Genomic DNA, 13,717 nt, shown 5'->3' with positions numbered 1-13,717 from the left:
GGCGTGGTCGGATCGAGAAACGGCGCCAGGAACGACGTATCGAAAACGACACGCCGCGTCATGAGGCCCGGAGCCGGGCGAGCGCCTGGGCCGGGTCACCCTCATCCTCGGGCCTCAGCCCAAGGCCGCCGGCGCCGGCGATGTCCTGCCAGACCGCGGCAATGCCGTCGTCGCGCAGCGGCGCGAACCCGGTCGCTTCGAAATCCAGGCGGCGCCAGCGGCCGAACGCGTCGCGCTGCCACCGCCCGCGGCCATGCAGGGCGACCGTCTCGAACAGATGCGCGCGCAGCGCGCGCGCAAGCCCCTCACCGCAGCGGAAGGCGGACAGCCCGGCCGCGTTCTCCACCTGTCCGCTCTTGTCTTCCCGGCGGCCGCCGAGACGCACCAGGCGTCCGCGCAATTCGTCCGGCTGCCAGAACGGCACCGCCGCCCCGACCCCCGCCCGCACGCCAGGGAACGCGATGACGACCCCGCCTTCGGTCTCTTCCTGCAACGTGGCGTGGGCCTGATCCTTCGCGAGCGCAGCATCCAGCCGTTCCCACGCCGCGCGCGGCCCGCCGCCGTCCGGACGCATCGCATCGTGCAGTCGGCCACGCAGGCTGGCCGCCACCGCCGGCTCGGCTTCCGCCAGCACCGCCAAGGAGCCCTCGGCGACGGAGACGAGATGCACCTCGGGCACGCGGCCGAGCAGGTCCGCGAGCAGCTCCAGATACTCGGTTGTGCGGTGAAGCGGCAGCCGGGACAGGCTGATGCCCTCGGCCACGAAGCGGAACCGCACCGCCCCGCCACCCTCTTCCGGCATGACCCCTCCTCCGGAGTGTCTCATTCCTTGTAGCATCCTCTCTCGGCTCGGCAGCAAGCCGCCGAAACGCCCCGACATCCCGCGCCTGAGGTCCAGGGATGGGGAGTTTGAGGGGAAGGGCCTTGCGGCCCTGCCCCTCAGCATCAAGACCAACCCCTTGGGGGGAAGGGCCATTGGCCCGTCCCCCCAAACCCCCTATCCCATTTACCCACCCCGCCCCGCCATCACGTCCCCCGCGTCCGCCGGCAGGCGCAGACACACCGGCACCGCCAGCACCGCCACCAGCGTCACCGCGAAGAACGCCGCCGAGAAATCGCCCGCCCCCGGCACCGCATGCCCCGACACGCGCATCGCCGTCTCCAACGCCCCGGCCGCCGCCACCACCCCCAACGTCAACGACACCTGCTGCGCCGTGCTGTAGAACCCCGTCGCATCCGCCGTCCGATGCCGCCGGATGTCGGCGAACGCCACCGTGTTGAAGGCGGTGAACTGCAAGCTGCGAAAGAACCCGCCCACCGCCAGCATCAGATGCATCGCCCAGACCGGCCACGCCGCGCCCATCAGCCCCATCGCCCCGATCGAGGCCGCCGACAGCGCCCCGTTCAGCACCAGCAGCCGGCGGAAGCCGAACCGGCGCAACAGCGGCGCCGCGGCCATCTTCATCGCGATCGCGCCCACGCTCGCCGAGAAGGTGATCAAACCCGCCTCGGCCGCACTCCACCCGAACCCCATCTGGATCATGCTCGGCAACAGGAACGGAATCGCGCCCACGCCGATGCGGAACAGCGTCCCAGCCGCCACCGACAGCCCGAAGCTCGGCACCGACAGCAGCCGCAGGTCCAGCACCGGCCGCGCACTCCGCTGCGCATGGCGCAGATAGACCGCGCCCGCCGTCAGCCCGACCGCCAGCACGCCGAGGCCCGCCGGCACCCCCAGCACCGGCTTGGTCAGCAACTCGCCGCCCAGGATGATCCCGGCCAGCGCCAGCCCCGACAGCGCCAACCCCGGCCCGTCCAGCCGCCGGCTCGCCGTGCCGCGGGTCTCCGGGATCACGCGGGTCGCCAGCACCAGCCCGATCAGCCCGACCGGGATGTTCAGCGCGAAGATCCAGCGCCACGACGCATGCGTGACGATCAGGCCCCCCACCGGCGGGCCGAGCAGCGGCCCCATCAACGCCGGGATGCTCAGCCAGGCCATGGCGCTGACCAGCTGGCTCTTCGGCACCGAGCGCAGCAGCACCAGCCGCCCCACCGGCACCATCAGCGCCCCGCCCATGCCCTGCACGACCCGCGCCGCCACCAGGAAGGCCAGCGTCGGCGCGAGCCCGCACAGGGCCGAGCCGACCGTGAACACGACGATCGCGGCCTGGAACACCCGCCGCGCGCCGAACCGGTCCGCCAGCCACCCCGAGGCCGGGATGAACACCGCCAGGCTCAGCATGTAGGCGGTGAGCGCCAGCGACAGCGTCACCACGTCGGAGCCGAACCCGGCCGCGATCGCCGGCAGGGCGGTCGCGATCACCGTGCTGTCCATGTTCTGCATGAACAGGGCGGCGGCGACCACCAGCGCGGTCAGCCGCGGCGGGCGCGAGGGCGCCGGGTCGTCGGGGCTGACCCTCGTCAAGGGCATTGACAGACGCGCATTCGGGGCTGGACAGTTTCCGCCAGCACGCCTATACCGGCCCGCTCGCAGACAACGGGACGCGGGAGGGGTGCGTTTGCGCGCATCCCGCTGGCACCGCGGCCCCCTGGAACCAGGGGTGAGAGATGGCGAAGAAGATCGTCGGGTACATCAAGCTGCAGATCCCGGCTGGGAAGGCGAACCCGTCCCCGCCGGTGGGTCCCGCGCTCGGTCAGCGCGGCCTCAACATCATGCAGTTCTGCAAGGAGTTCAATGCGGCAACCCAGGCGATCGAGCCGGGCACGCCCACGCCCGTCGTGATCACGGCCTATGCCGACCGCAGCTTCACCTTCGTCACCAAGACCCCGCCGAACACGCATTTCCTGCTGCGCGCCGCCAAGCTCGAGAAGGGGTCAACCGCGCCGGGCAAGGGCGCCAAGATCGGCAAGGTGACGACCGCGCAGCTGCGCGAGATCGCCAAGGTCAAGATGAAGGACATGAACGCCTATGACGAGGAGGCGGCGATGCGCATGCTCGCCGGCTCCGCGCGGTCCATGGGCCTCGAAGTGGTGGAGGGCTGAGCGATGGCCGATCGTGGCAAGCGCCTTTCGGCGCTCTACAAGGGCTTCGACGCGCAGAAGGCCTACCCGCTCGAGGAGGCGGTGCGCATCGTCAAGCAGAACGCCAAGGCCAAGTTCGACGAGACGGTCGAGATCTCGATGAATCTCGGCATCGACCCGCGTCACGCCGACCAGAACGTGCGCGGCATGACGTCCCTGCCCAACGGCACCGGCAAGACGCTGCGCGTCGCCGTGTTCGCCAAGGGCGCCAAGGCCGAGGAGGCGAGGGCGGCCGGCGCGGACGTGGTCGGCGCCGAGGACCTCGCGGAGGCGGTGCAGGGCGGCAAGATGGACTTCGACCGCTGCATCGCGACGCCGGACATGATGGCGCTCGTCGGCCGGCTCGGGAAGGTGCTGGGCCCGCGCGGGCTGATGCCGAACCCGAAGCTCGGCACGGTGACGATGGACGTGAAGGGCGCGGTGCAGGCCGCCAAGGCCGGCCAGGTCGAGTTCCGCGCCGAGAAGGCCGGGCTCGTCCATGCCGGGATCGGCAAGGCCTCGTTCCCCGAGGAGAAGCTCGCCGAGAACGCACGCGCCTTCATCGACGCGATCGCCAAGGCCAAGCCCGCCGGGGCGAAGGGGACCTACATCAAGAAGGTCGCGCTCTCCTCGACGATGGGGCCCGGCGTGAAGATCGATCCCGCCTCGCTGTCGGTCTGACGGCGCGGCACACGAGTTCCGCCGCCGGGAAACCGGGGGCGGGAAACGCGGGACGGCAGGCTATCGCCGCACCGCACCCTGTCCGAGACCGCGTGTGGGGCGGCGTTGCGGCGCTCCCCCTGAGGGGCCGGAAGGCTCGCAGGCGGTAGACAGGAGGAACGGATTGCGAGGAGGGCGTCCGTCGCACCGGCAAGGGGCGGCGGGGGCCGGCATCGCGGTTCGGTCTTCTGCGTCTGGACAGGCGAACCGGGCCATCTGGCCGCCGGCGCTGTCCGGAAGGCGGATGGTCCATGGGCAGTTCGGCCCGGGATGGTCCCGGGCCGAAGCGATGGAGACGGGACGTGGACCGTACGGAGAAGCGGGAGGTCGTTGCCTCGCTCGCTGCCGTGTTCCAGGAGACGTCGATCGTCGTCGTCACCCGCAATGCGGGGCTGACGGTGGCGGAGGTGTCCGACCTGCGCGCACGGATGCGGGATGCCGGGGCGACCTTCCGGGTCGCGAAGAACCGTCTGGCCAGTCTCGCCCTTCAGGGCACCCGGTTCGACGGGATTGCGCCGATGCTGACGGGTCCGACCGCGCTCGCGTGGTCGACCGATCCGGTGGCGGCGGCCAGGACCGTCGTGACGTTCGCCAAGGCCAACGAGAAGCTTGTGATTGTCGGGGGTGCGCTCGGCACCCAGACGCTGAACGCGGACGGGGTGAAGGCGCTCGCGGAGCTGCCCTCGCTCGACGAGCTCCGCGCAAGGCTGATCGGCATGATCAAGACCCCGGCCACACGGATCGCGAGCGTGCTCGCGGCCCCGGCCGGCCAGGTGGCCCGCGTGATCGGTGCCTATGCGAGGAAGGACGAGGCGGCCTGAGGGCCTTCCGAACACGTGATGCGCGGCCCGGATGGTCCGGGTTGCGAGCAGAAGACCCAACCGCAAGATGCGAGGACTGAGACGATGGCTGATCTGGCGAAGCTGGTGGACGAGCTCTCGACGCTGACGGTGATCGAGGCCGCCGAGCTCTCGAAGATGCTCGAGGAGAAGTGGGGTGTGTCGGCGGCGGCCCCGGTGGCGGTGGCGGCGGCAGCCCCGGGCGCGGCGGCGGCCCCGGCGGCCGAGGCGCAGACCGAGTTCACCGTCATCCTGGCCAAGACCGGCGAGAAGAAGATCAACGTGATCAAGGAGATCCGCACGATCACGGGGCTCGGCCTGAAGGAGGCCAAGGATCTCGTCGAGGGCGCGCCGAAGGAAGTGAAGGCCGGCGTGACCAAGGACGAGGCGGACAAGATCAGGAAGATGCTCGAGGAGCAGGGCGCGACCGTCGAGATCAAGTGAGCGGACGCGACCAAGCGCATAGGGCGGCCTCGGCCGCCATCCGGCGCCGGGCGGGGGTGACCCTCCTCCGCCCGGTCGTCGTCGTTTGCGGAACCGGCCGCCGGATCGGCCGGGCAGGGTCCACCATTCCGGGTGTTCCGGCTCCAGCCAGCATGGGGGCAGGTCGATGATCGGTTCGTTCACGGGCAGGAAGCGTATCCGCCGCAGCTTCGGGCGTATCCCCGAGGTGGCGCCGATGCCGAACCTGATCGAGGTCCAGCGCGCCTCCTACGAGGGCTTCCTGCAGATGCACGTGAAGCCGGATGGCCGTGTCCATGCCGGGCTGCAGGAGGTGTTCAAGGGCGTCTTCCCGATCGACGACTTCGCCGGCCGCGGCCGGCTCGAATTCGTCCAGTACGAGTTCGAGGACCCCAAATACGACGTCGAGGAGTGCATGGCGCGCGGCATGACCTATGCCGCGCCGCTGAAGGTGCGGCTGCGCCTGATCGTCTGGGACGTCGACGAGGACACCGGCGCGCGCTCGATCCGCGACATCAAGGAGCAGGACGTCTACATGGGCGACATGCCGCTCATGACGGACAACGGCACCTTCATCGTCAACGGCACCGAGCGGGTCATCGTCTCGCAGATGCATCGTTCCCCCGGCGTGTTCTTCGACCACGACAAGGGCAAGACGCACTCCTCGGGCAAGTACCTGTTCGCCGCGCGCGTGATCCCCTATCGCGGCTCGTGGCTCGACTTCGAGTTCGACGCCAAGGACATCCTCTATGTGCGCATCGACCGGCGCCGCAAGCTGCCGGTGACGACGCTGCTCTACGCGCTCGAGAGTGCGGGCACGGAGGCGTTGCGCGCCGCGCGCGAGGCCGCCGGCGAGGCGGTGGAGACCGCCGAGGTGCGCGGCATGGACGCCGAGGAGATCCTCACGGTGTTCTACGGACGGGTGGCGTTCACGCGCGGCCCCAAGGGCTGGAGCCGCGCCTTCGACCCCGACGCGTTCCGCGGCGTGAAGCTGTTCGACGCGCTGGTCGATGCCAGGACCGGCCAGGTGGTGGCCGAGGCCGGCGCCAAGCTCACCCCGCGTACCGCGCGCAAGATCGCCGAGGCCGGCACCACCGAGGTGCTGGTCGGGCGTGCCGATCTGCTCGGCCGGTTCGCCGCCGAGGACATGGTCAATCCGGAGACCGGCGAGATCTACCTGGAGGCCGGCGAGGAGATCACCGAGCCGAAGCTCGCCGCGATCGAGGAGTCCGGCTTCGACACCCTGGCCACGCTGGCGATCGACCAGCAGACGGGGCCGTGGCTGCGCAACACGCTGACGCTCGACAAGAACTCCAACCGCGACGAGGCGATCCTCGACATCTACCGGGTGATGCGCCCGGGCGAGCCGCCGACGCCGGAGACCGCCGAGACGCTGTTCCGCGGCCTGTTCTTCGACCCCGAGCGCTACGACCTCTCCGCGGTCGGGCGGGTGAAGATGAACATGCGGCTCGGCTTCCCGGCCGAGGCGGTGCCGGACACCGTGCGCACGCTGCGCAAGGCCGACATCCTCGCGGTGGTGAAGACGCTGCACGAGCTCAAGGACGGGCGCGGGCAGATCGACGACATCGACAACCTGGGCAACCGGCGCGTCCGTTCCGTGGGCGAGCTGATGGAGAACCAGTACCGCGTCGGCCTGCTGCGCATGGAGCGCGCGATCCGCGAGCGCATGTCGAGCGTGGACATCGACACCGTGATGCCGCACGACCTGATCAACGCCAAGCCGGCGGCGGCGGCGGTGCGCGAGTTCTTCGGCTCCTCGCAGCTCAGCCAGTTCATGGACCAGACCAACCCGCTCTCCGAGGTGACGCACAAGCGCCGCCTTTCGGCGCTTGGTCCGGGCGGCCTGACGCGGGAGCGCGCCGGCTTCGAGGTGCGCGACGTCCACCCGACGCATTACGGCCGGATCTGCCCGATCGAGACGCCGGAGGGGCCGAACATCGGCCTGATCAACTCGCTCGCCACCTATGCCCAGGTGAACAAGTACGGCTTCATCGAGACGCCCTACCGCATGGTGAAGGACGGCAGGGTGCTGCCCGGCGCGCCGCGCTACCTCTCGGCGATGGAGGAGGAGAAGCTCGTCGTCGCGCAGGCGGACGTGCCGATCGGCCCCGACGGGCAGATCCTCGGCGATCTCGTCAGCGTGCGGAAGGGCGGCGACTACGCGATGGTGCCGCCCGACCAGGTGACGGCGATCGACGTGAGCCCGAAGCAGCTCGTCTCGGTCGCCGCGGCGCTCATTCCGTTCCTCGAGAACGACGACGCCAACCGCGCCCTGATGGGCTCGAACATGCAGCGCCAGGCAGTGCCGCTGATCGAGGCCGAGGCGCCGCTGGTCGGCACCGGCATGGAGGCGCCGGTGGCGCGCGACTCCGGTGCCGCGATCATGGCGCGCCGCGAGGGCGTGGTGGACCAGATCGACGGTGCGCGCATCGTCGTGCGCGCGACCCGCGAGGACGGCACGACCGAGGGCGTGGACATCTACCGGCTGCGCAAGTTCCAGCGCTCGAACCAGTCCACTTCGATCAACCAGCGCCCGCTGGTGCGCGTGGGCGATGCGGTGCAGGCCGGCGACATCATCGCCGATGGGCCCTCGACCCAGCTCGGCGAGCTGGCGCTTGGCCGGAACATTCTGGTCGCGTTCATGCCCTGGAACGGCTACAACTTCGAGGACTCGATCCTGATCTCCGAGCGGATCGTGCGCGATGACGTGTTCACCTCGATCCATATCGAGGAGTTCGAGGTCATGGCGCGCGACACCAAGCTCGGCCAGGAGGAGATCACGCGCGACATCCCGAATGTCGGCGAGGAGGCGCTGAAGAACCTCGACGAGGCCGGCATCGTCTATATCGGCGCCGAGGTCCGCCCGGGCGACATCCTGGTCGGCAAGGTGACGCCGAAGGGCGAGAGCCCGATGACGCCGGAGGAGAAGCTCTTGCGCGCGATCTTCGGCGAGAAGGCGTCCGACGTGCGCGACACCAGCCTGCGTCTGCCGCCGGGCGTGTCCGGCACGATCGTCGATGTGCGCGTCTTCGCCCGCCGCGGCGTCGATAAGGACGAGCGCGCGCTCGCGATCGAGCGGGCCGAGATCGAGAGCCTTGCCAAGGACCGCGACGATGAGAAGGCGATCCAGGAGCGCTCGTTCCTGAACCGCGTGAAGGAGAAGCTGCTCGGCAAGGTCGCGGGCTCCGGCTACAAGGGGCTGAAGGCTGGCACCGAGATCGACGAGGCGGTGCTGGCCGAGATCCCGCGCGGTGCCTGGCGCAACGTGGTGGTCTCCGACGACGCCACCATGGCCGAGATCGAGCAGCTGAAGCGCGAGTTCGACGAGGCGGTGCGCCGGCTCGAGCAGCGTTTCCTCTCGAAGGTCGAGAAGCTCCAGCGCGGCGACGAGCTGCCGCCCGGCGTGATGAAGATGGTCAAGGTGTTCGTCGCGGTGAAGCGCAAGCTCCAGCCGGGCGACAAGATGGCCGGGCGCCACGGCAACAAGGGTGTGGTGTCGAAGGTCGTGCCGATCGAGGACATGCCGTTCCTCGATGACGGCACGCCGGTCGACATCGTGCTGAACCCGCTCGGCGTGCCCTCGCGCATGAACGTGGGCCAGATCCTGGAGACGCATCTGGGCTGGGCCTGCGCGGGAATCGGCCAGCAGATCGGCGAGGCGCTGGATGCGGCGCGGCGGTCGGGCGCGTTCGCACCGCTCAAGCAGAAGCTCGAGGACGTCTACGGCGCCGAGATCTACCGCGAGCAGATCGCCGACATGGATGTCGGCGAACTCGCCGAGCTCGCCGGCAATCTGCGCGCGGGCGTGCCGATCGCGACCCCTGTGTTCGACGGCGCGCGCATGGACGACATCGAGGCGATGCTGGAGAAGGCGGGGCTGGAGCGGTCGGGCCAGGTGACGCTGGTGGACGGACGCACCGGCGAGCCGTTCGAGCGCAAGGTGACGGTCGGCTACATCTACATGCTGAAGCTGCACCACCTGGTGGACGACAAGATCCACGCGCGCTCGATCGGGCCGTACTCGCTGGTCACGCAGCAGCCGCTGGGTGGCAAGGCGCAGTTCGGCGGCCAGCGCTTCGGCGAGATGGAGGTCTGGGCGCTCGAAGCCTACGGTGCGGCCTACACGCTGCAGGAAATGCTCACGGTGAAGTCGGACGACGTGGCCGGCCGCACCAAGGTCTACGAGGCGATCGTCCGCGGCGACGACAGCTTCGAGGCGGGCATTCCCGAGAGCTTCAACGTGCTGGTGAAGGAGCTGAAGTCGCTCGGGCTGAATGTCGAGCTCGAGAACCGCGGCGCCTGATGCGGCGGCGGCCCCGCGGGGCCGCCCGCCCGAGCTGAGAGTTCCGTTCGCAGTGCCGGGGCGCATCCGGCAGGAGCGAGGTTGAGACCATGAACGAGCTGATGAAGATCCTGGGCCAGCAGTCGGGCGCGCTGACCTTCGACCAGATCAAGATCTCGATCGCCAGCCCGGAGCAGATCCGCTCCTGGTCCTACGGCGAGATCAAGAAGCCGGAGACGATCAACTACCGCACCTTCAAGCCGGAGCGGGACGGACTGTTCTGCGCGCGCATCTTCGGTCCGATCAAGGACTACGAGTGCCTGTGCGGCAAGTACAAGCGGATGAAGTTCCGCGGCATCATCTGCGAGAAGTGCGGCGTCGAGGTCACGCTCGCCAAGGTGCGGCGCGAGCGCATGGGGCATATCGAGCTCGCGAGCCCGGTGGCGCATATCTGGTTCCTGAAGTCGCTGCCCTCGCGGATCGGCCTGATTGTGGACATGACGCTGAAGGAGATCGAGAAGGTCCTCTACTTCGAGAGCTACATGGTGCTCGAGCCGGGGCTGACCGACCTGAAGCTGCACCAGCTCGTCTCCGAGGACCAGTACCAGGCCAAGGTCGACGAGTTCGGCGAGGATGCGTTCTCGGTCGGCATCGGCGCCGAGGCGATCAAGGGCGTGCTCGCCGGCATCGACCTCGCCGCCGAGAAGACCAGGCTGCGCATCGATCTGAAGGAGACGACCTCCGAGGCCAAGCGCAAGAAGCTGGTCAAGCGGCTGAAGCTGATCGAGGCGTTCCTCGAGAGCGGGGCGCGGCCGGAGTGGATGATCCTCGACGTGGTGCCGGTGATCCCGCCCGAGCTCCGTCCGCTGGTGCCGCTCGACGGCGGCCGGTTCGCGACCTCGGACCTGAACGACCTCTACCGTCGCGTGATCAACCGCAACAACCGGCTGAAGCGGCTGATCGAGCTGCGCGCGCCCGACATCATCGTGCGCAACGAGAAGCGCATGCTGCAGGAGGCGGTCGATGCGCTGTTCGACAACGGACGGCGCGGCCGCGCGATCACGGGGGCCAACAAGCGGCCGCTGAAGTCGCTCTCCGACATGCTGAAGGGCAAGCAGGGGCGGTTCCGCCAGAACCTGCTCGGCAAGCGGGTGGACTACTCGGGCCGGTCGGTGATCGTGGTCGGACCCGAGCTCAGGCTCCACCAGTGCGGGCTGCCGAAGAAGATGGCGCTCGAACTGTTCAAGCCGTTCATCTACTCCAAGCTCGAGAAGTACAACCTCGCCACCACCATCAAGGCCGCCAAGCGGATGGTGGAGAAGGAGCGTCCCGAGGTGTGGGACATCCTCGAGGAGGTGATCCGCGAGCATCCGGTGCTGCTGAACCGCGCGCCGACCCTGCACCGCCTCGGCATCCAGGCCTTCGAGCCGGTGCTGATCGAGGGCAAGGCGATCCAGCTCCATCCGCTGGTCTGCACGGCCTTCAACGCCGACTTCGACGGCGACCAGATGGCGGTGCACGTGCCGCTGAGCCTCGAGGCGCAGCTCGAGGCGCGCGTGCTGATGATGTCGACCAACAACATCCTCAGCCCGGCGAACGGCAAGCCGATCATCGTGCCGAGCCAGGACATCGTGCTCGGCATCTACTACCTGAGCCTCGAGACCAAGGAGTACGAGGAGACGCCGGACGAGTCCGCCCCCGCCTTCATCGGCATGGGCGAGATCGAGCAGGCGCTCGCGGCCGGCGCGATCACGCTGCACAGCAAGATCCGCACGCGCCGCGAGACCATGGACCGTGACGGGGTGACCACGATCGAGCGCGTGGTGACCACGCCGGGGCGGATGATGATCGGCGCGATCCTGCCGAAGCATCCGAACCTGCCCTTCACGCTGATCAACCGCCAGCTCACCAAGCGCGCGGTGTCGGACGTGATCGACGCGGTCTATCGCCACTGCGGCCAGAAGGAGAGCGTGATCTTCGCCGACCGGCTGATGGGGCTCGGCTTCCGCAGCGCGGCCACGGCCGGGATCAGCTTCGGCAAGGACGACATGATCATCCCGGCCGACAAGCGCGGGCTGATCGCCAAGACCGAGGCCGAGGTGAAGGAGTTCGAGCAGCAGTACCAGGACGGGCTGATCACCTGGGGCGAGCGCTACAACAAGGTGGTCGATGCCTGGTCGCGCTGCACCGAGGAAGTCGCTGCGACGATGATGAAGGAGATCTCGAAGCGCGAGATCGGCAAGCAGATCAACTCGGTCTGGATGATGAGCCATTCGGGCGCGCGCGGCTCGCCGGCGCAGATGCGCCAGCTCGCCGGCATGCGCGGGCTGATGGCGAAGCCCTCGGGCGAGATCATCGAGACGCCGATCATCTCGAACTTCAAGGAAGGGCTGAACGTGCTCGAGTACTTCAACTCGACGCACGGCGCGCGCAAGGGGCTCGCCGACACCGCGCTCAAGACCGCCAACTCCGGCTACCTGACGCGCCGCCTGGTGGACGTCGCGCAGGACAGCATCATCATCGAGGAGGATTGCGGCACCGAGCGCGGCATCACCGTGCGCGCGGTGCTCGACGGCGGCGAGGTGGTCTCGTCGCTGTCCGAGCGCATCCTCGGCCGCACGGTGGCGAAGGACGTGCAGGACCCGGTGACGGGGGCGGTGATCGCGCCGCGCGGCACGCTGATCGGCGAGGTCGAGGCGGACGCGATCGAGCGGGCGGGCGTCGAGAGCGTCTATATCCGCTCGGTGCTGACCTGCGACAGCCGCACCGGCGTGTGCGGCGCCTGCTACGGGCGCGACCTCGCGCGCGGCACGCCGGTGAACATCGGCGAGGCGGTCGGCGTGATCGCCGCGCAGTCGATCGGCGAGCCGGGCACGCAGCTGACGATGCGCACCTTCCACATCGGCGGCGCGGCCCAGCGCGGCGCGGAGCAGAGCCAGGTCGAGGCGGCCGGCGACGGCATCGTCACGGTGAAGAACCGCAACGTGGTGGTGAACAGCCAGGGCGTGCCGATCGTCATGAGCCGCAACTGCGAGCTCGTGCTGCTCGACGACCAGCGCCGCGAGCGCGCGCGCTACCGCGTGCCCTACGGCGCGAAGCTGCTGTCCGACGAGGGCGCGCAGGTCGCGCGCGGCCAGAAGCTCGCCGAGTGGGACCCCTACACCCTGCCGGTGATCACCGAGCGGTCGGGCATCGTCGACTACGTGGACCTGATCGAGGGCATCACCGTCGTCGAGCGGGTGGACGAGGCGACGGGGCTGTCGTCCAAGGTGGTGGTGGACTGGAAGCAGGCGGCGAAGGGGGCGGATCTGCGCCCGCGCATCGTGCTGCGCGACGAGAAGGGCGAGATCGTCAAGCTGCCGAACAACTCGGAGGCCCGCTACTTCCTCTCGGTTGACTCGATCCTCTCGGTCGAGAACGGTGCCAAGGTGAACGCCGGCGACGTGCTCGCGCGCATCCCGCGCGAGAGCTCGAAGACGCGCGACATCACGGGCGGCCTGCCGCGCGTGGCCGAGCTGTTCGAGGCGCGGCGGCCGAAGGACCACGCGATCATCAGCGAGATCGACGGCCGCGTGGAGTTCGGCAAGGACTACAAGGCCAAGCGCCGCGTCGTCGTGAAGAACGACGAGACCACCGAGGAGCGCGAGTACCTGATCCCGAAGGGCAAGCACGTCTCGGTGCAGGAGGGCGACTATGTGCGGATCGGCGACCCGTTGGTCGACGGGCCGCGCGTGCCGCACGACATCCTGAAGGTGCTGGGCGTCGAGGCGCTGGCGAACTACCTCGTCAACGAGATCCAGGACGTCTACCGGCTGCAGGGCGTGAAGATCAACGACAAGCACATCGAGGTGATCGTCCGCCAGATGCTGCAGAAGGTGGAGATCGAGGATCCGGGCGACACGACCTTCCTGGTCGGCGAGCAGGTGGACCGCATCGAGTTCGACATCGAGAACGAGAAGCGGGTCGCCGCCGACGAGCGCCCGGCCAAGGCGTTCCCGGTGCTCCAGGGCATCACCAAGGCCAGCCTGCAGACCCACAGCTTCATCTCGGCGGCGTCGTTCCAGGAGACCACGCGGGTGCTCACCGAGGCGGCGGTGGCCGGCAAGATCGACACGCTCGCCGGGCTGAAGGAGAACGTGATCGTCGGGCGGCTGATCCCGGCGGGCACGGGCAACGTGATGATGCGGCTCAAGGCGCTCGCGGTGCAGCGCGACAAGGGCCGTGCCGTCACCGGCGAGACGCCGGCGCTCACCGACGGGGGGATCGCCGCCGAGTAGCGAGGCGTGGGCCGGCGGGCGCCAACCCGGGCCCCCCCGCCCGGGCGCAATGCGGGGGCGGGTGGGGGTTAGGCCCCCGCCCCCCCCCCGGGCTG

General features: G+C 69.3%; 8 protein-coding genes. 6 read left to right on the top strand and 2 right to left on the bottom strand.

The genetic code is table 11. From position 1 onward, the window contains the following. Nucleotides 1-58: 58 nt before the first annotated feature. Together ACTIFU_RS06430 and ACTIFU_RS06425 are read right to left on the bottom strand one after the other, a co-directional pair. Complete coding sequence (locus ACTIFU_RS06430; protein ID WP_439577468.1) at nt 59-802, bottom strand: hypothetical protein; 744 nt, start codon at nt 800-802, stop codon at nt 59-61. A 204-nt stretch (nt 803-1,006) separates the two neighbouring features. After that, a complete protein-coding gene (locus ACTIFU_RS06425) occupies nt 1,007-2,431 on the bottom strand; it encodes an MDR family MFS transporter (RefSeq protein ID WP_439577467.1) in 1,425 nt (474 codons plus the stop codon). A 137-nt stretch (nt 2,432-2,568) separates the two neighbouring features. Here ACTIFU_RS06425 and rplK point away from each other — a divergent pair, with 137 nt between their 5' ends. The 6 genes from rplK to rpoC all read left to right on the top strand — a co-directional run bounded on the left by rplK (nt 2,569) and on the right by rpoC (nt 13,622). After that, entirely contained in the window at nt 2,569-3,003 is a 435-nt protein-coding gene (gene rplK, locus ACTIFU_RS06420) for a 50S ribosomal protein L11 (RefSeq protein WP_439577466.1), read from the top strand. Nucleotides 3,004-3,006: 3 nt separating this feature from the next. After that, a complete protein-coding gene (gene rplA, locus ACTIFU_RS06415; RefSeq protein ID WP_439577465.1) occupies nt 3,007-3,702 on the top strand; it encodes a 50S ribosomal protein L1 in 696 nt (231 codons plus the stop codon). A gap of 341 nt (nt 3,703-4,043) precedes the next feature. Continuing rightward, nucleotides 4,044-4,562 carry a 50S ribosomal protein L10 gene (gene rplJ / locus ACTIFU_RS06410; RefSeq protein WP_439577464.1) on the top strand — a complete coding sequence of 173 codons (519 nt, stop codon included), beginning with the start codon at nt 4,044-4,046 and terminating at the stop codon, nt 4,560-4,562. 84 nt (nt 4,563-4,646) lie between these two features. Beyond that, on the top strand, nt 4,647-5,024 hold the full coding sequence (gene rplL / locus ACTIFU_RS06405) for a 50S ribosomal protein L7/L12 (protein ID WP_439577463.1): 378 nt from the start codon (nt 4,647-4,649) through the stop codon (nt 5,022-5,024). A gap of 166 nt (nt 5,025-5,190) precedes the next feature. Further along, a complete protein-coding gene (gene rpoB / locus ACTIFU_RS06400) occupies nt 5,191-9,366 on the top strand; it encodes a DNA-directed RNA polymerase subunit beta (RefSeq protein ID WP_439577462.1) in 4,176 nt (1,391 codons plus the stop codon). Between the two features lie 89 nt (nt 9,367-9,455). Then, nucleotides 9,456-13,622: a DNA-directed RNA polymerase subunit beta' gene (rpoC, locus tag ACTIFU_RS06395; protein ID WP_439577461.1), complete on the top strand. Its 4,167-nt coding sequence runs from the start codon at nt 9,456-9,458 to the stop codon at nt 13,620-13,622. Nucleotides 13,623-13,717 lie beyond the last annotated feature (95 nt).

It is taken from the genome of Elioraea sp. (assembly GCF_051860475.1).
Taxonomy (GTDB): domain Bacteria; phylum Pseudomonadota; class Alphaproteobacteria; order Acetobacterales; family Acetobacteraceae; genus Elioraea.
Note: the sequence above shows the minus strand (reverse complement) of the source record. Positions and strands in the feature narration are given on the sequence as shown.